At 64.8% G+C, this 244-nt stretch carries 1 pseudogene; it reads left to right on the forward strand.

Annotated elements, in window-relative coordinates:
• Positions 1-117 precede the first annotated feature (117 nt).
• A pseudogene (locus tag FNJ47_RS55245) lies at positions 118-195 on the forward strand (disulfide bond formation protein DsbA); the annotation flags it as partial.
• Positions 196-244 lie beyond the last annotated feature (49 nt).

Genomic DNA, 244 nt, shown 5'->3' on the forward strand with positions numbered 1-244 from the left:
ACCGATCTCGGTGATCCAGTAACCTTCCAGCTTGCCGAAATTGTCGGCGCGGATGTCGCGCGAGATCGTGCTCGCGGCCTTCACCATCTCGCCGACGGTGCCTGGACGTACCGTGTAGGTGCGCAGCCGGCCGAGCAGCTCGCCCGCGCTATCCGCCAGGTCTCGGCCGAGATCAACGCGCAGGCGGCGGAGTAGTCCGTAATCCCTTTCCAAAGCCCGGCTCACGCCGGGCTTTTTCGTTTGC

Origin of the sequence: Bradyrhizobium uaiense (assembly GCF_010811875.1) — a bacterium.
GTDB lineage: Bacteria > Pseudomonadota > Alphaproteobacteria > Rhizobiales > Xanthobacteraceae > Bradyrhizobium > Bradyrhizobium uaiense.